Source organism: Actinoplanes solisilvae (assembly GCF_003999975.1).
GTDB classification, from domain to species: Bacteria; Actinomycetota; Actinomycetes; order Mycobacteriales; family Micromonosporaceae; genus Actinoplanes; species Actinoplanes solisilvae.
Map to the genome: position 1 here is coordinate 66182 of NZ_RJAC01000026.1, position 17260 is coordinate 83441.

General features: G+C 70.8%; 17 protein-coding genes. 7 read left to right on the forward strand and 10 right to left on the reverse strand.

Features of this window, described 5'->3' with window-relative positions; genetic code table 11:
- Nucleotides 1–57 precede the first annotated feature (57 nt).
- Both EER30_RS39140 and EER30_RS39145 read left to right on the forward strand, forming a co-directional pair.
- On the forward strand, nt 58–1023 hold the full coding sequence (locus EER30_RS39140) for an ATP-binding cassette domain-containing protein (protein WP_127506575.1): 966 nt from the start codon (nt 58–60) through the stop codon (nt 1021–1023).
- Nucleotides 1020–1802 (forward strand): ABC transporter permease, encoded by a 783-nt coding sequence (locus EER30_RS39145; RefSeq protein ID WP_127506577.1) that lies wholly within the window; start codon nt 1020–1022, stop codon nt 1800–1802. Before EER30_RS39140 ends, EER30_RS39145 begins: the two co-directional genes overlap by 4 nt.
- Nucleotides 1803–1958: 156 nt before the next feature.
- Here EER30_RS39145 and EER30_RS39150 read toward each other — a convergent pair whose 3' ends face one another.
- Nucleotides 1959–2309 carry an MmcQ/YjbR family DNA-binding protein gene (locus tag EER30_RS39150; protein ID WP_205650618.1) on the reverse strand — a complete coding sequence of 117 codons (351 nt, stop codon included), beginning with the start codon at nt 2307–2309 and terminating at the stop codon, nt 1959–1961.
- Nucleotides 2310–2429: 120 nt separating this feature from the next.
- Between EER30_RS39150 and EER30_RS49505 the strand changes: the two genes are divergently transcribed.
- Together EER30_RS49505 and EER30_RS39160 are read left to right on the forward strand one after the other, a co-directional pair.
- Nucleotides 2430–3119, forward strand: a complete 690-nt coding sequence (locus EER30_RS49505; RefSeq protein WP_127506579.1) for a DivIVA domain-containing protein — start codon at nt 2430–2432, stop codon at nt 3117–3119.
- A 76-nt stretch (nt 3120–3195) separates the two neighbouring features.
- Nucleotides 3196–4011, forward strand: coding sequence for a hypothetical protein (locus EER30_RS39160; protein WP_127506581.1), 816 nt, complete (start codon nt 3196–3198; stop codon nt 4009–4011).
- A 94-nt stretch (nt 4012–4105) separates the two neighbouring features.
- On the opposite strand, the gene EER30_RS39165 is transcribed toward EER30_RS39160, so the two are convergent.
- Entirely contained in the window at nt 4106–4390 is a 285-nt protein-coding gene (locus tag EER30_RS39165) for a hypothetical protein (protein ID WP_127506583.1), read from the reverse strand.
- 22 nt (nt 4391–4412) lie between these two features.
- The gene (locus tag EER30_RS39170) at nt 4413–5849 is read right to left on the reverse strand and encodes an aldehyde dehydrogenase family protein (RefSeq protein ID WP_205650610.1); all 1437 of its coding nucleotides are present in this window, start codon (nt 5847–5849) and stop codon (nt 4413–4415) included.
- 153 nt (nt 5850–6002) lie between these two features.
- Between EER30_RS39170 and EER30_RS39175 the strand changes: the two genes are divergently transcribed.
- Nucleotides 6003–6689 (forward strand): S1 family peptidase, encoded by a 687-nt coding sequence (locus tag EER30_RS39175; protein ID WP_127506585.1) that lies wholly within the window; start codon nt 6003–6005, stop codon nt 6687–6689.
- A 50-nt stretch (nt 6690–6739) separates the two neighbouring features.
- Here the strand turns inward: EER30_RS39175 and EER30_RS39180 are convergent, their stop codons facing one another.
- Nucleotides 6740–7387, reverse strand: coding sequence for a class I SAM-dependent methyltransferase (locus EER30_RS39180; protein WP_127506587.1), 648 nt, complete (start codon nt 7385–7387; stop codon nt 6740–6742).
- Nucleotides 7388–7818: 431 nt separating this feature from the next.
- Between EER30_RS39180 and EER30_RS39185 the strand changes: the two genes are divergently transcribed.
- A complete protein-coding gene (locus tag EER30_RS39185) occupies nt 7819–9012 on the forward strand; it encodes an LCP family protein (protein WP_164842647.1) in 1194 nt (397 codons plus the stop codon).
- Here EER30_RS39185 and EER30_RS39190 read toward each other — a convergent pair.
- From EER30_RS39190 to EER30_RS39210, 5 genes are all read right to left on the reverse strand, one after another.
- Complete coding sequence (locus EER30_RS39190; RefSeq protein ID WP_127506591.1) at nt 8981–9772, reverse strand: class I SAM-dependent methyltransferase; 792 nt, start codon at nt 9770–9772, stop codon at nt 8981–8983. The two genes, EER30_RS39185 and EER30_RS39190, sit on opposite strands and share 32 nt — an antisense overlap.
- Nucleotides 9773–9861: 89 nt before the next feature.
- Nucleotides 9862–11733 (reverse strand): hydantoinase B/oxoprolinase family protein, encoded by a 1872-nt coding sequence (locus EER30_RS39195; protein WP_127506593.1) that lies wholly within the window; start codon nt 11731–11733, stop codon nt 9862–9864.
- 4 nt (nt 11734–11737) lie between these two features.
- Entirely contained in the window at nt 11738–13795 is a 2058-nt protein-coding gene (locus EER30_RS39200) for a hydantoinase/oxoprolinase family protein (protein WP_127506595.1), read from the reverse strand.
- 8 nt (nt 13796–13803) lie between these two features.
- Entirely contained in the window at nt 13804–15000 is a 1197-nt protein-coding gene (locus tag EER30_RS39205; RefSeq protein WP_240670584.1) for a CaiB/BaiF CoA transferase family protein, read from the reverse strand.
- Complete coding sequence (locus EER30_RS39210) at nt 14997–15620, reverse strand: GntR family transcriptional regulator (RefSeq protein WP_127506599.1); 624 nt, start codon at nt 15618–15620, stop codon at nt 14997–14999. Before EER30_RS39210 ends, EER30_RS39205 begins: the two co-directional genes overlap by 4 nt.
- Before the next feature lie 156 nt (nt 15621–15776).
- Here EER30_RS39210 and EER30_RS39215 point away from each other — a divergent pair, with 156 nt between their 5' ends.
- On the forward strand, nt 15777–16268 hold the full coding sequence (locus EER30_RS39215; RefSeq protein WP_127506601.1) for a hypothetical protein: 492 nt from the start codon (nt 15777–15779) through the stop codon (nt 16266–16268).
- 1 nt (nt 16269) lies between these two features.
- Here the strand turns inward: EER30_RS39215 and EER30_RS39220 are convergent, their stop codons facing one another.
- Nucleotides 16270–17226, reverse strand: coding sequence for a TIGR03885 family FMN-dependent LLM class oxidoreductase (locus tag EER30_RS39220; RefSeq protein WP_127506603.1), 957 nt, complete (start codon nt 17224–17226; stop codon nt 16270–16272).
- Nucleotides 17227–17260 lie beyond the last annotated feature (34 nt).

A 17260-nucleotide genomic window follows, 5' to 3' on the forward strand; every position in this document is an offset into this window, starting at 1 on the left:
CGCCGCTCGTCAGCGGCTCGTGCGTCGCTCGTCAGCGCCGCCCGGCAGCCTCGGCCCATGACGACAATCGCCATCGCCGCCGACGGGCTGCGAAAGACCTACCGAGGCGTGCCGGCGCTGGACGGGTTCCGGCTCAGCGTGGCCGCGGGCACGGTCTGCGGGCTGCTCGGCCCCAACGGCGCCGGCAAGACCACGGCCGTGCGCATCCTGGCGACGCTGCTCAGCTTCGACGGCGGCCGGGCCGAGGTCGCCGGGGCCGACGTCGCCCGCCGCCCCGACCTGGTACGCGAACGCATCGCCCTGACCGGTCAATACTCGGCCGTCGACGGTTCGCTCAGCGGCCGGCAGAACCTGGTTCTCTTCGGCCGGCTGCACCACCTCGGCCGCCGAGCAGCTCAGGCCCGCGCCGACGAACTGCTCGAACAGTTCGACCTGACCGGCGCCGCGCACCGGTCCGCCTCCGAATACTCCGGCGGCATGCAGCGCCGGCTCGACCTGGCCGCGAGCCTGATCCGCGCGCCGCAGGTGCTCTTCCTCGACGAGCCGACCACCGGGCTCGACCCCCGCAGCCGCAACCAGGTGTGGGACACGGTGCGCAAACTCGTCACCGAGGGCACCACTGTGCTGCTGACCACCCAATATCTCGACGAGGCCGACCAGCTCGCCGACCGCATCTCGGTGGTCGACAGCGGGCGGGTCGTCGCCGAGGGCACCCCCGACGAGCTCAAGGCCGCGATCGGGGCCGACCGCCTCGAGGTCGTGATCCGCGAACCCGACCGGCTCCACGAAGCGGCGGCCCTGCTGGCGCGGGTCGAGGGCGCCGCCGGGACGGTCGACGTCGACCCCGACGTACGCGGTCTGCGGTTTGCCGTCACCGACCGTGTCGTCGCGTTGACGGAAGCGGCGCGGGCGCTGCGCGAGGCCGCGATCACCGTCGACGACCTCGGCATCCGGCGGCCGACGCTCGACGAGGCGTTCCTGAGCCTGACCGGGCACCGAGCCGAGAAAGAGGAGACCCGATGACCACCGCCATCGCCGACGGCTGGGTGATGACCACGCGCTACCTGCGCCACGTCGTCCGCGAGCCCGAGCAGATCATCATCTACTTCTCCCTGCCCATCATGTTCGTGCTGGTGTTCGGCTATGTGTTCGGCAGCGGCATGGCCGTCGGCGGCGACAGCTACCGCGAGTTCCTGCTCCCGGGCGTCTTCGTGATGACCCAGTTGTACGGTCTGGGCGCCACCGCCACCGCCATCTCGCTCGACATCAGCCGCGGCGTGGTCGACCGGTTCCGTTCGATGCCGACGGCCCGCTCCGCGCTCATGGTCGGGCGCAGCACGGCCGACCTGGCCCGCGCGCTGCTCGAGATGGCCGTGCTGCTGGTCTGCGGTCTGCTCGTGGGCTGGCAGTGGCATCGCGGCGCCGGGGCCGCGCTGGCCGCGATCGGCCTGATCCTGCTGCTGCGCCTGGCGTTGACGTGGGTCGGCATCTATCTGGGCAGCGTCGTGCCGAACCCCGACATGGTCGGGCTGATCGTCTTCCCGCTGGCGTTCCCGCTGACCGCCCTGTCCAACGTGTTCGTCGCCCCCGACCAGATGCCCGCGTGGCTGGGCGCCGTCGCCGAGTGGAACCCGATCTCAGCCACCGTCGCCGCCGCACGCGAACTGTTCGGCAACCCCGGCCTGGGCAGCGACTCCTGGCCGGCCGAACACGCCGTCATGCTGGCCATGGCCTGGCCGCTGCTGCTCATCGCCGTCTTCGCCCCGCTGGCAGTGAGGCGCTACCGCCTGCTGGGCCGCTAGGCGGCCCTCACGATCGAGGTCGGCCCCTCGCCGGAAGGCCGTCCGCACAATCGGTCGCGCTGAGCGGGGGTGCACTGAGCTGATCCTTGATACAGGGGCCTCAATCGCACTCGAGGGGCCTGTATCAAGGACCGGCGTCCCCGCGGGACAGGCGCGCTACGGCGGCGGTGGCTGCCGGCGCATCTGCCAGGCGTCGGTGATCAGTTCCTCGAGGCGGTCGACTGTCACCGAAGGTAGGCGGACCATCACCAGGGGCAGTCCGTCGTAGGAGGGGACGGTGAAGAACAGGGCCGGTTCGCCCAGCAGCAAAGCTTGCTTTTCGGCCTCGTCGCCGACGTACAGGACAGCGACGTCCGTGCGGATACGGCGGGGCTTGCCAGGCTCACGTTCGGGATAGGACCAGATGAAACCCCTGTTGTGCACACGGAAGTCGAACCCGTCGCTGGGGATCTCGACGGTCTCGGGCATCGCCAGAGCCAGGCGGCGTACGTCGTCGGCGGTGGCCAACATATTCCCTTTCGCATGTGTTGGGTAGGCGACTGATGCTATGACACCGGGAGCGCGCCGGACTCGTTGTGCGTAGGATGCCTCGGCACGGTCGTAACAGCAGTGGAACCGAGGAGCACGATGCCGCTAACTCCAGCCGACGTTCACAACGTGGCTTTCAAGAAGCCGGCGATCGGTAAGCGCGGCTACGACGAGGAGGACGTGGACGCCTTCCTCGACGAGGTCGAGCAGGAACTGATCCGCCTTCTCGAGGAGAACCGCGCCCTGCACGACCAGATGCAGCGGCCCGGCCCGGGCGGTCCGGCCGCCTCGGGGCCCGGCAACCGGGCGCTCGAGGCCGAGCTGTCCGACCTGACCGCTCAGCTCGGGCGCCTGCAGGAGGCCCGCGCCCGCGCCGAGCAGAACGCCCGCAGCATGCAGACCCAGCTCGAGCGCGCCCGCCGCGAGACGCCCGCCGCGCCGGCCCCGAGCGCCGCCGACGGTGACTCGCCGGTGCTGATGATGGCCCGCCGCACGGCCGACGACCACATGCGCGACGCCCGGTCCGAGGCCGACGCGGTGATCTCGGCGGCGCAGGCCGAGTCCGACAAGCTCTCGACCGACGCACAGCTCACGGCGGGCACGATCGAGAGTGACGCCCGCCGCAAGCACACCGAGGCGATGAACACCCTCGGCGACAAACGGGCCGAGCTGCTCAACGAGATCGACAAGCTGGGCCGCCTGGCGCAGACCTACCAGCAGGCCCTGGGCGACCACGTCACCCGCCAGCTGCAGGAGCTCGACAGCACCTCGGGCCGCGAGCTCGACTGACCACGACAGGCCCCGGCCCCGCGAACAAGAGCGAGCACAAGCGAGCACTAGCGGGGCCGGCCTGTATCTTCACCGCATGAAGACGGTGACCCGCCGACTCGCCCTGTGGCGGGCCGACCTCGAAGCCGGCGTCTGCGCGATCCCCGAGGACAGCGTCGAGACCCGCCCCGAGGTCAAGGTCGTCATCGAGCACCGCCACCTCGGCCGCGCCGCCACCCGGGCGGTCTTCGCCGCCGAGCCGCTGCAGGACGTCGAATGGCAGGTCACCGGCCTGACCTGGCCCGACGACGTGCACCCGGGCGTGCTCGTCACCGTCGTCTGGCATCCCGGCAAGGACGAGCTGGTCATCCGCACCGCCGCGCTCGACGAGCCGGTCACCGTCGACGGCGTCCCGTTCTTCCACGAGTACGACTCCAAGGTCGTCACCCGCGACTACGAGCCCGACCAGTCCAACCGGGCCAAGGTGCTGCACACCGTCCGCAAGCTGGGCCGGGTCTTCGACGACGGCAGCGCCGTGATCAGCGAGGACCTGCTGGCCAAGCGGTTCGGCCGGGGCGCCAAGGCCGCGTTCCTGCTGCGCAACGCCCTCGACCAGCTGATCCGCGAGGGTTTCCTGACCCGGGTCGAGGGCAGCGTCGACTCGGCCGGCCACCCGTCCTATCCCGCCGTCGACGGCAAGCCGGTCACCGAGATGGTCTTCTACGCCCCGATGGTCGAGCCGATCCCGGCCGAAAGCGCCCGCGGCGACCACTGGGTCAGCGGCTTCGTCCGCAAACTCCCTCGCGGCGCCCAGCCCAGCGAGAAACAACTCGACCTCTACCGCGCCGCCGAGAACGAGCAGCCACTGGCCCCCGGCTACACCTTCGTTCAGAAACACCACAGAAACGGCTGACGTACGCCACGTCGGCCGGGACAACCGCACTGCCGCGAACCCGCTGCCCCTCGCGACCTGAGCGGTCGGCCAGGCCATAGCGCGGGCTCCGGCCCTACCGCGGTGGCCGGGCTGTCTTGCGCCTGTCCCGGGAGGACAGCTCGGTGATGCGGCGGTCGAACAGCCCGGCCCGCAGCAGTGGAACCGGCCCGCCCGACGCCTTGATCAGCCGAACGTCGCGGGCCACCAGACCGGCGACCAGCGCGAGCCGCCGCCCGTATTCGCCGTGATCCAGCAGAGCGGCCCGGTCGGTGGCCGTGGGCGCCCACGCGGCCACCCGGCGCAGTCGCTCCCGGTCGCGCAGCTGGTCGAGCGATTCCAGCAGCTCGTCGACGTTCACAATGATCATTCTGACCGGTCGGTCAACCGAGAATCACCGTTTGCAGCTCGGTGAACGTCTCCATCGCGTGGCTGCCGCCGACCCGGCCGAGGCCGCTGTCCGAGCCCGACCGGCCGCCGAACGGCAGGTGGCTCTCCCAGTAGTTCGTCGACGCGTTGACGTTGACCCATCCGGTGCGCACCGCGTCGGCGTACGCGAGGCCCTTGCCGACGTCGGCGGTGTAGATGGCTGCGAGGAGTCCGTAGCGGGACGCGTTGGTCAGCTCGATCGCCTCGTCGAGCGAGCGGATCGTCACGATGGGCGCGACCGGCCCGAACGTCTCCTCGGTGGCGACCAGCGCGTGCCGCGGCACGTTGTCGAGGACCGTCGGCTGCCAGTAGAGGTCGGTCAGGTGACCCTTCGCGCGTTCGCCCCCGGTGAGGATCGTGGCGCCCCGGGCGACCGCGTCGGCGACGTGCGCGTCCATCTTCGCCGCGACCGCCGCGTTGTTCAGCGGGCCCATCGTCGTCCCGTCGCCGAACGGGTCGCCGAGCGCGACCGTGTCGCGGGTCGCCTCGGCCAGGCGGCGCGCGAATTCGTCGTGCACGGCGGCGTGCACCAGCAGCCGCTCGCCGGCCGTGCAGCTCTGACCCGCGCAGAGGAAGCAGGCCAGCAGCGCCCCCTGGACCGCCTGGTCGAGGTCGGCGTCGTCGAGCACGACCAGCGGGCCGTTGCCGCCCATCTCGAGCAGGGTCGCCTTGCCGGCCGCCGCGCTCGCCACCTTCCGGCCGGTGGCGGTGGAGCCGATGAACGCGACCGCGTCGACGCCGGGGTTGCGGGCGATCTCGTCGCCCACGACCGGGCCGGGCCCGAGGACCAGGTTGAGCACCCCGCCGGGCAGGTCGGCGTCGGCGACGCAGTCGGCCAGCGCGATCGCGGCGACCGAGGTCGTCGGGGCCGGGGTCCACACGACCGTGTTGCCCGCGGCCAGCGCGGGCGCGATCAGCTCGGCCGGCATCGTGTAGGGCCAGTTCCACGGGGTGATCACGCCGACCACGCCGCGCGGGCGGCGGATCAGCATCGCCCGCTTGTTCGCCGCCACCGAGCTGGGAAGCTGCCCGGAAAGACGTTTGCCGTCCTCGGCGGCCATGCGCCAGTACTCGATGAGCTCGTCCACCTCGTCGTACGCCTCGGCGAACAGCGGCTTGCCCTGATCCATCGTGAGGATCTTGGCGAGCGAGTCGCGGCGGCGCTCGATGGTGTCGGCCACGCGGTGCAGCAGCTTGGCCCGGGTGAAGGCGCCCAGGCCGGCCCAGCGCGGCGCGATCGCCCGCGCGGCGTCGACGGCGGCCTGCGCGTCCTCGCGGCCGCCGACCGGGATCTGGCCGAGGTTGTCGCCGGTGGCGGGGCTGGTCGCGGTGACGGTCGCTTTCGAGCGGGCGGTCGTCCAGGCGCCGCCGACGAACATCCTGAGGTCCACGCGTAGAGGCTATCGGCGGCCATCACACGGTGATAGGTGCGAAATGGTGTGGTTCTTTTTCGGGGCGCCGCAACGTACGGTATTTCGACAGCCTTCGATGCGGCGGGCGCCGACCGGTGCCGTACGCGTCGACACCCCCGAAAGGAGTCCGGCGTGCGCATCCGCATCGTCGTCGCTTCGCTTGCCGCCGCCCTGACCGGAGCCCTGGCCGCCCCCGCCGGTGTCTCGGCCGCCCCCTCCGACCCCGGCACCAACATCATCGGCGGTGGGACGGTCTCGTCCGCGCCGTGGGCCGCCGCCGTGCTCAGCAACGGCAGCTTCACCTGCTCGGGCACGATCATCTCGGCCAACTACGTACTGACCGCGCGGCACTGCATCTCGGGCACGATGTCGGTGCGGGTCGGCAGCGTCAACCGCACCTCGGGCGGCGTGACCCGCACGGTGAGCAGCACGTCGACGCGCTACGACCTGGCCCTCATGCGGCTCAGCTCGTCGATCTCGACGTCGTACATGCCTCTGTCGAGCGCGTACCCGCCGGTCGGCTCGACCAACTCGATCTACGGCTGGGGCATGACCTGCTACAGCGGCTGCAGCGCCTCGACGACGCTGAAGACCGCCACGGTCCAGGTCACCTCGACCAACCAGACCGACGCGTACGGTGGTCGCGCGATCGGCAGCCAGCGGATCAACGGCAACGCGTGGCGCGGCGACTCGGGCGGCCCCCAGGTCTACAACGGCGCGCAGGTCGGCGTCGCCTCCACCGCCGACGGCCAGAGCCGCCAGTACTACGGCAGCGTCGCCTACAACCGCGCCTGGATCACCTCGGTCGCCGGCGTCTGACAGCTCTCGTCGGGCGGGGCCGGAGCGACACACGCTCCGGCCCCTTCCCGTCAGCCGCGGCGGGCCACCAGGTACGCCAGCGAGAACTCGTCCTCACCCTCGCGGGGCGTGTCGCCCTCGAACACCGGCTCGAAGCCCGCCGCGGTGACGTGCTCGCGCATCTCCGCCGCCGACAGGTGATAACGGTCGAAGTTGACGCCCAGCTGTGTCGTGGCCGCGCCGTTGCGCCGCAGCCGTCCGTCGCCGTTCTTGTAGGCGCACGCGAAATAGCCGCCCGGCCGCACGACGCGGGCCAGTTCGCCGAACGCGACGGGCCGGGCCTCCGGCGGCAGGAACAGCAGCGAGTACCAGCACACCACCCCCGCGAGGGATGCGTCCGCGTAGGGCAGCGACCGCAGGTCGGCCTGTTCGACCGTGAACCCCGGATGATCGCGGGTCGCCACCTCGACCATCCGCGGCGACAGGTCGGTGCCGCGCGGCGACACTCCGCGCTTGGCCAGGTAGGGCAGCAGCCGGCCGGTGCCGCAGCCGACGTCGGCCACCTCGGGGCCCAGGCCGGCGGTCAGGGTCAGCTCGCAGAACAGGTCGAGCACGGCCCGTTCGATCGGCGACTTCTCCAGGTGCCCGTCGAGGTAGCCGACGTAGAAGTCGGCCAGCACGTCGTGGGCGTCACGCAATTCGTTCGTCCGGTCATCCACGGGCAGGGACCCTATCGCGTCGGCGCGTTCCCGACGGGGCGCCCCTAACCACACTAAATGGACACCGGAAACATCCAGTCAATTCCCAGAAACCATTCATATCACCCGTTGCGAATGGCCCGCGCGATTAGTGGGAGATCAAATAACCGCCGAAAACGGACTGCGGGGTGGCCGTGCGGACGATCTCCGGCGAATACTTGAGCGGACGCACGACGTGGTCGCCCCATCACGCCGTGTGCCCGAAATCGGTGCTATATATCCGATCCGTTGCCGACAGGTCACCCCTTGTTCAGCAGGGTTGACTAAAAGATCACGACCATATATCTGTTCTCACGGCGTTGAGCCCGGCGCGGGCGGCCCTCGTAGTAGAGGATTGTCAGACGCCTGTGTCACAGAGGGAGTTCGAACATATGCCGGCACAGAGCGCCACGATGAGAAATCGTGACGACCGCCAGGGTCAGCGGAATACGCAGAACGGTGGCGGAACCGGCAAGAACGGCAAGAAGAGCAAGCGCCGCAAAGCGCCGCTCTGGGCCAAGCTGGTGATGACGTTCGGCGTGATCCTCGCGCTGGTCGGCGTGGGCGGCCTCGTCTCGGTCAACTACTTCCTGGGCAAGCTGACCAACAACATCCAGACGACCTCGTCGGTGCTCGACTCGGAGGGCAACCTCGGCAACAAGACGGTCGAGGCGGGCAAGCTGCCCAAGGGCGCGATGAACCTGCTCATGCTCGGCCTCGACACGCGCACCGGGTGGGGCGAGGGCGAGTCCCGCTCCGACACGATCCTGATCCTGCACATCACCGCCTCGCACGACCAGGCGTACATGATCTCGATCCCCCGGGACACGATGGCGAAGATCCCGGCCGACGCGAAGATGAACTTCCCCGGCACCACCGCCCGCATCAACTCGGCCTACACCTTCGGGTCGCAGAAGGGCCGGGGCTGGCAGGGCGGCGCCAAGCTGGCCACCAAGGCCATCAACGAGCTGACCGGCATCGAGTTCGACGGCGTCATGGTCATCGACTTCAACGGCTTCAAGGGCATCCTCGAGGCGATGGGCGGCGTGCACCTGTGCGTCGACAAGCGCATGTGGTCGAGCCACTACGTCGTCAACAAGGGCAAGGTCGAGTACGCGCACGGCGCCGACCCGAAGTCGCCCCCGCGCAACGCCCTCTGGTTCGAGAAGGGCTGCCGCACCATGCAGCCGTGGGAGGCGCTCGAGTTCTCCCGCCTGCGCCACTCGACCAACGGCGACTACGACCGTCAGCGCCACCAGCAGCAGCTGCTGCGAGCGATGGCCAAGAAGGCCAGCAGCGCCGGCATCATGGGCAACCCGGCCAAGGTCGGCAAGATCCTGCAGGCGGCCGGCAAGTCGCTGAAGATGGACACGCACGGCGTGCCGGTCGACAACTTCATCTTCGGCCTCAAGGGCCTGGCCGCCGGCGACCTGATCCCGATCAAGACGAACAACGGCACCTACGCCGGCAACGGCTCCGGCGCCGAGACGATCAACGCCGACACCCAGGCGCTGTTCGACGCCACCGCGGCCGACAAGCTCCCGGCCTACCTGATCCGGCACCCCGAGCTGCTGATCAGCGACGCGACGGGCGCCTCGAAGTCCTGACGACGGCGTACCACGCGGGGATCCGCTGGACCGGCCCGCCCGGCTCCAGCGGAATCCCGTAGACCTCGGTCGCGCCCTGCTCGACCGTCTCCCAGCCGCCGGCCGGGAACACCTGCGCCACCTCCTCGGGCCCGAACCGCCGCGGCGCCCGCACGCCGGCCCGGATCAGCCGGTGCACGAGCGGCGGCAGCCGGGTCGGGCGGGCGCCCTGGTCGAGCAAATAGTCGAGCGGGTCGCCGGTGTGGTTGGTCTCGCAGAGGTAGAGCGTTCCCCGCTCCCCCAGCAGCGCCGCGATGTTCGCGGCCACCGCCCGCCGCGCGTCGTCGTCGAGCACGTGCAACACCCCACGGATGTGCACGTTGGCGTCCCCGATCTCGTCGTGCAGCCGCTCCCCGAGCCCGCCCGAAGCGATGTCCGCGACCCGGAAGACGACGGCCGCGCCCGAACCGGCGCGGGCGACCGCGGCCGCCGAACCGTCGATGCCGATCACCCGCGAACCGAACTTCGTCAACGCGTGCACCTGGCGCCCTGAACCGCAGCCCAGATCGACCATCGGCAGCCCGGGGTCGGCGTGCCGGCTCAGCATCGCGGCGAGCATCTCCGCCTCGGCCGGCTCGTCGGCGTCCCACAGCACGTCGCCGTCCGGCCCGAGACGTGAGATGCCGTCCCAATACCGCTCCCACGCCCGCGTCTGGGATCGAGGTGCGCCGATCGACGCCAGGGTCAGCCGCGGGATCAACAGATACTTGCGCCAGCTCAAGATCGGGCTCCAGGTGGCACGCTGGGGACGGGGCGGCGCCGATCCGGACCGTCAGTTCCAGACCGGGCGGGCCGGCGCCGGTTCAGCGATCAGTTCCAGACCGGGCGGGTCGGGGCCGGAAGGCCGGTCTCATCCTGGCAGCGCGCGAGGATCACGTCGAGCCCCGGCCCCATGTCGAACACCGGCAATTCGTCCGGCCGCTCCGCCCGCAGGACGCCGCGCCGCTCCGAGGTGGCGTCGACGTCCACCGAACCGTCGTCGAGCACCACCACCCCGTACGCCTGGGCCCCGGCCGGTGTGACGAGACCGCGCCGCACCTCGAGGGCGACCAGCGCCGGATCGCGTTCGAGCGGGTCGCCCCACCCGCCACCGCCCCAGGTGACGAAATGCAGCACGTCCCCCGGTCGTACGGGAATGTCGTGGCATTTGCTGGGCAGCATCTCGCGCTCGCCGCCGTCGCGGTCGATCCACTTGCGACCGCGCGCGCCCGGGGCCCCGCCGTTGACCCCCCACGGGTAGGTCAGCCACCGGTCGTCGTGAATGGCGATCGTCCCCGGCTCGAGGAACCGGTAGGCCACGTCGACGCCGTTGCCGCCGCGGTGCAGTCCCGCGCCCCCGGTGTCGGCGACGGTCTCCCACTTCTCGATGCGCAGCGGGTAGTACGACTCGAGGAATTCGCACGGGATGTTCACGAAGCTGGGCCACAGCGAGTGCCCGTCGGGCCCGTCCCCGAGCGGCCGCCCCGGAATCCCGCCGAACCCGATCGAGTAGAGCTGGAACCACTCCCCCTTGCGGTCGCCCGTCGAGTAGTTCCCGGAATACATGAAGTGCGGCGACGACGAGAAACCGGCCGCGTTGAGCAGCGCCGGGTTCGTCTGCCCCAGCAGCCCGCCGAACAGGTCGAAGACCCGCCCGATGCCGTGGTTGCGGGCGTTGAGCGCGGCCGGGTGCTTCGGCTTCCAGTACGACCCGTCGGGGATCGTCACCTTCACCAGCGGATAGAAGCCGTCGTTCCACAGGATCTGCGGGTCGGCCACCGTGATCATGTAGATGCCGAAGAACATCCGGGCCAGGTTCTCGTTCAGGTAGTAGTTGACCGGCCCGATGGCCTGCGGCGACGACCCGGTGAAGTCGAGGTGCACCTCGTCGCCGGTGCGGGTCAGGGACAACTTCAGCTCGTACGGGCCGTAGCCGACACCGTCGTCGCAGATGTAATCGGTGAACGAGAGGGTGCGACCCTCCTCGAAGACGACGTGCAGCAACGTCTTCATCGCGTCATAGTTGCGTTGCAGCAGAGCGTCCAGAGCCGAGAGGTACGTGGCCACCCCGAACCGGGCGCACATCTCGCGGACCCGCCGCGCGGCCGTGCGGCAGGCGGCCACGAGCCCGTTGAGGTCGGCGCGGTTCCACTCGGGCACGCGCACCTGGTTCAGGATGATGCGCAGCGCGTCGTCGTTGAGCACCCCGGCCGAGTAGAGCTTGAACGGCGGGATGACCACACCCTCCTCGTAGATCGTCTTCGCGTCGGTCGGCATCGACGACGGCGTCTTGCCTCCCACGTCGGACATGTGGCCGAACATCGACGACCAGCCGACGACCCGACCGTCGACGTAGATCGGCATGACCACCAGCCAGTCGTTGGCGTGGCTGATGGCGGCGCCGCACGCGTAGGGGTCGGAGGTCAGCAGCACGTCGCCCTCGCGGATCTCGCCGGCGAAGCCCTGCAGGAAGTCGGGGATGGAGAGCCCGAACTGCCCGACCACCATGCGCCCGTCGGGGTCGGCGATGAGCGGGAACTCGTCGTGCTGCTCGCGGATGCCGGGCGAGAGCGCCGTGCGGAACAGCACCTCGTCCATCTCGTAGCGGGCGTTGCGCAGCCCGTTCTCGACCAGGTCGAGGGTCACGGGGTCGACGTCGCCCTTGGTGATCGCGTCGGTCGCGGTCTGCACGATGCTGGCCATGGGTTCAGCCCTCCAGGCTCTCGAGCGGGCGGATCAGCAGGCTGCCGTTCGGGTCGGTGGTGGCCGCGTGGCCGGGCAGGATCAGCGTGGTCGAGTCCATCTCGGTGACGATCGCCGGGCCGGTCACGACGTCGCCGGCGCGCAGCAGCAGCCGGTCGTAGAGGGCGGCGTCGACGAACCCGCCGTCGACGTAGATGCGCGTGCTGCCCGTGCGGGCCGCGGCCGGGTCGCCGTCGCCCTTGTCCAGATGCACCGGGGCGACGCGTGGCCGGGCGCCGGTGACGGTGGCGCGGGCGTTGACCAGCTCGTGGTCGACGCCGAGGGTGAACGAGAAGAGCCGCTCGTGCTCGGCGTCGAAGCGCCCGGCCAGCCCGTCGAGCCCGTCGTTCTCGAACGAGAAGGTGACCGGCAGCTCGTTGCCCTGCCCGACGTAGCGCAGGTCGGCCGAGTAGCCGATCGTCTGCTTCTCGGCCGGGACGCCCTGCTCGATCAGCCGTCCCGAGGCTGCGGCGGCCAGCTCGGTGAAGATGACGGCGAACTCGTCGGGGCTCAGGTCGCCGAGCTTGCGCAGCACCGTGCGGGCGGACTCGTCGCGGGCCGAGGTGGTGGCGTCGCCGAGGGCGCAGAGCACTCCGGGCGAGGGCGGCACGATGACCGGCCACGCCCCGGTGAGCCGGCCGAGCGCGTTGGCGTGCAGCGGTCCGGCGCCGCCGAACGCGACGAGGGCGAACTCGCGCGGGTCGAAGCCCTGCTGCACGCTGACCAGGCGCAGCCCGCCGAGCATGTTCTCGTTGACGATGTCGACGATCCCGGCGGCGGCCTGCTCGGCGCTGTCCAGGCCCATCGCGTCGGCGATCGTCTGCACCGCGGCCCGGGCGGCGTCGCGGTCGAGCGCGATCTCCCCGCCGGCCAGGGTCGACGGCAGGTAGCCGAGCACCACGTTGGCGTCGGTCACCGTGGGGGCGTTGCCGCCTTTCCCGTACGCGGCGGGGCCCGGCTCGGCGCCGGCCGACTGCGGCCCCACGCGCAGCGCGCGGGTCAGCTCGGGCACGTGGGCGATCGAGCCGCCGCCCGCGCCCACCGTGCGGACGTCGACGGCGGAGGCCCGTACGGTCAGATCGCCGACCTTGGTCTCGCGGCCGATGCGCGCCTGGCCCTGCCGCACGAGCGCGACGTCGGTCGAGGTGCCGCCCATATCGAAGGTGAGCAGCTCGGTGTGCCCGGACTGCTCGGCGACCCAGACCGCGCCCGCGACCCCGCCGGCCGGCCCGGAGAGCAGCATCGTGACCGGCGCCCCGATCGCCGCGTGGGCCGCGGCCAGCCCGCCGTCGCTGCGCAGGATCGACAGCTCGGCCGGCACACCCTCGGCGGCGAGCTTGGCCGACAGGTTGGCCACGTAGCGGGCGACGTGCGGCTGAACGTAGCCGTTGGCCACGGTGGTCAGCGCCCGTTCGTATTCGCGCATCTCGGGCAGCACGACGCTGGACAGCGAAACCTCGACCCCGGGCAGCTCCTCGGCGGCGAGCTCGGCCAGGCGCCGCTCGTGCGCGCCGTTGGCGAAGGCGTTGATGAGCGAGACGGCCAGGGCCTCGACGCCCTGCTCGCGCAGCCGGCCCAGGGCTTGCCGGGCCGCGTCCTCGTCGAGCTCGCGCACCACCGAACCGTCGGAGGCGACGCGTTCGGGCACCTCGACCGTGTTCTCCAGCGCGGCCAGGGGTTCGGGCTTGGGCCAGATGATCCAGCCGGCCAGGCCGCCGGGCACGAACGAGCGAGCGATCTGCAGCACCTGCCGGAACCCCTCGGTGGTCACCAGGCCGACGGTCGCGCCCTTGCCCTCGAGGATCGCGTTGGTGGCGACCGTGGTGCCGTGCAGGACGTGCGCGACGGCCTGCCGGTCGATGCCGGCCTCGGCGCACACCTTGTCGATGCCGTGCAGCACGCCCACCGACTGGTCGCTCGGCGTCGAGGCGGTCTTGGCCCGCCACGTCGAACCGGTGTCCTCGTCGACGAGCAGCACGTCGGTGAAGGTGCCTCCCACATCCACGCCGAGTCGATACGACATCTCGCTCCTTAGATGGTCATGTTTGTGCGCAGGCTCGCGCGCTCCGTTTCGCCGAGGCCCAGAAGACCGCCGTAGATCTCGTCGTTGTGCTCGCCCAGCGCCGGGCCGGCCGAGCGGACCGCCCCGGGTGACTCGCTCAGGCGCGGCGTCGCGTTCTGCATGGGGAGTTCGCCGAAGTCGGGGTGCGGCACGGTGACGATCGCCTGCCGGGCCGCGAAGTGCGGGTCGTCGAACATGTCGCGGGCCCGGAAGATGCGCCCGGCCGGCACGCCCGCCTCGTGCAGCGCGGCCAGCAGCCCTTCGGCCTCGCGCTTGGAGGTCCACTCGGCGATCAGGTTGTCGAGCTCGACCATGGCCTTGCCCCGCGCCGAATGGGTCGCGTAGCGCGGGTCGGTGGCCAGCTCAGGCTGCTCCATCACCGCGGCGAGGCGTCCGAAGACCGTGTCCTGGTTGGCGGCGATGAGGATCAGGTCGCCGTCGCCGGTCGGGTAGACGTTGCTGGGCGACACGTTGGGCAGCGTCGCACCGGTGCGTTCGCGCTGGTAGCCGGCGACCGCCCACTCGGGCAGCAACGACTCCATCATGGCCAGCACCGCCTCGTAGATGGCCGAGTCGACCACCTGGCCGCGCCCGGTGCGGGTGCGGTGATGCACGGCGACCAGAGTTCCCAGGCACGCGTACGTCGCGGCGAGCGAGTCGCCCAGCGAGATGCCGGCCCGCACCGGTGGCCGGTCGGGCTCGCCCATCACGTACCGGATGCCGCCCATGGCCTCGCCGATCGAGCCGAACCCGGCCCGGCTCGCGTAGGGCCCGGTCTGCCCGTAGCCGGTGACCCGGGTGACGATGAGCCCCGGATTGGTCTGCCACAGCGTCTCGGGCGCCAGCCCCCAGCGTTCGAGCGTGCCGGGGCGGAAGTTCTCGACCACGATGTCGGCCCGGTCGATCAGCTGCCGGATCAGCGCCTGCCCCTCGGGCTTGCGCAGGTCGCAGGTGACCGACTTCTTGTTGCGGGCGACCACCGGCCACCACAGCGACTTGCCGTGCGGCTTCTCGCGCCCCCACTGCCGCATCGGATCGCCCGCGCCGGGCGCCTCAACCTTGATCACCTCAGCGCCGAAGTCGCCGAGGAGCTGGCCGCAGAAGGGCCCGGCGAGCAACTGGCCGAACTCGACGACCCGCAGATCGTCCAGCGGGAGCGCGGTCACGGACGGCCCCCGATCATCGTGGCGCGGGCGTTGCACAGGTGGGCCCGCATGATCGCCTCGGCCCATTCGCCGTCGCCGGCCCGGGCCGCGGCCACCATCTCGACGTGGTGCCGCAGGCTGCGGTCCAGCGCGTCCTCGCTGTAGTCGTGGAAGTTCTGGTGCACGACCGCCGCGTGGGTCACCGCGCGCAGCGCCTGGGCGAGCGGGGGCGACCCGGCGGCGTCGATGAACAGGCCGTGGAAGCACCGGTTCAGATCGACCAGGGTGCTGCTGCGGCCCACGGTCACCATCGTCGTGGCGAGGTCGTCGAGCTCGTCGAGTTGCCGGGCGGTCAGCCTGGGAACGGCACGACACACCGCGTACGGCTCGAGGCGCAGCCGGATCTCGAAGATCTCACGCAACTCGTCGGGGGTGCGGGTGACGACGCGGGCGCCCCGGTTGGGCTGGATCTCGACCAGGCCCTCGGCCGCGAGCCGGGACAGTGCCTCGCGCACCGGTGTGCGGCTCACCGACAGCCGCCCGGCCAGCTCGGCCTCCCCGAGTCGCGCGCCCGACGGGAAGACCCCCGCGAGGATCTCATCCCGCAGGGACTCCGCCACCTGTTCCGCCGCTGCTCGCACCAGACCTCCCGCCGCACCGCAAGATTGCATGCAATCCTTCCCACAGGCCCGGCGGAAAGGCAAGGTCAATCGGCGTTTTCGGTCCGGTTGCATGCAATCGAGCGACTGTCCGCATCGAGATCGTTACGTAACAAAGAGTCAGTACGGTCCCCCCTCATGATTCGGCGCAGTGGCGTGGCCACGCTCGGTATAGCGCTGGCGGTCTCGGTGACCGCCTGCGCCTCAGACGACAGCGGAGAGTTGGATTTCGGCGGTGACCCGGTGACGCAGTGCGTACGCATCGCCGAGGATTCGTCGATGGTGGTCGGCGCGGTGGTGCGGGCTCCGGCCGGCGCCGACCTCGTCATCAAGAACCTCAGCCTCGAGGAGCCTCAGGGCGTCCAGGCGACCGAGGCGTTCGTGGTGCTGCTCAACGGCCGCGCCCCGATCCTCAACGCGAACTATCCCCCGTCGACGAACCAGACCTGGGAGTCGCGGATCCCCGCCGCGAAGGCCACGGTCCGGGCCGGCGAGGAGGCCAACCTGCTGGTGGTGGTGAAGCGGGGGGCGCTGGACGGCTCGGCCGCCGGAATGCGCCTCGACTACGACGGCGGCTCGCAGACCAACTCCACCACCTACCAGTTCCGTGCCAACTGCGGAGCGGCCTAGGTCAACGTAGGGCCGGCAGGACCTTGGCCCCGAACGCCTCGATGAACGGGGTCAGGTCCTGCCCGACGTGGTGCAGATAGACGCGATCGAAGCCGAGGGCGGCGTACCCGCGCAGTTTCTCGATGTGCTCCTCCAGATCGGCCGAGATGTTGACGACCTGGCCGACCTGCTCGACGGTCACGTTCTCGCTGATCACGTCGAAGTGCTCGACGGTCTCGAGGTCCCAGCAGATCGGCGGCGCGAAGATGTTGCTGCGCCACTGGTCGTGCGCGATCTGCTCGGCCTCGCGCTGGGTCGCCGCCCAGCTCAGATGCACCTGCAGGCAGATCGGGCCGCGGCCGCCGGCGTCGCGATACTCCGAGATCATCGAGCGCAGGTGGTCGTCAGGCGCGTTCACCGTGACCAGGCCGTCGGCCCAGCCCGCGCACCACGCCGCGGTCTTCGTGCTGACCGCGGCCCCGATCAGCGCCGGGGCGGTCTCGGGCCGGGTCCACAGCCGGGCCCGGTCGACCTTGACCAGCCCGTCGCGGGTGACCTCCTGGCCGGCCAGCAGGTCGCGGATCACGCCGACGGACTCCAGCAGCCGGGCCTCGCGCACCTCCTTGCGCGGCCACGGCTCGCCGGTGATGTGCTCGTTGCTGTATTCGCCGCTGCCCAGCGCGGCCCAGAACCGCCCCGGATACATCGCGCCGAGCGTGCCGATGGCCTGCGCGATGATCGCCGGGTGGTAGCGCTGACCCGGCGCGTTGACCACCCCGAACGACAGGTTCGTGGCCTGCAGCGCGGCGCCGAGCCACGACCAGGCGAACGCGGACTCGCCCTGGCGGCGGCTCCACGGGGAGAAGTGGTCGGAGCACATCGCCGCGTCGAAGCCGGCGCGTTCCGCGGCGACCATCGCGGCAAGCAACTCGGCGGGCGGGATCTGCTCGTGTGAGGCGTGGATTCCGTACTCCGTCATGGGAGCCCCATACCCAGACCCGCAGGACAAGAAT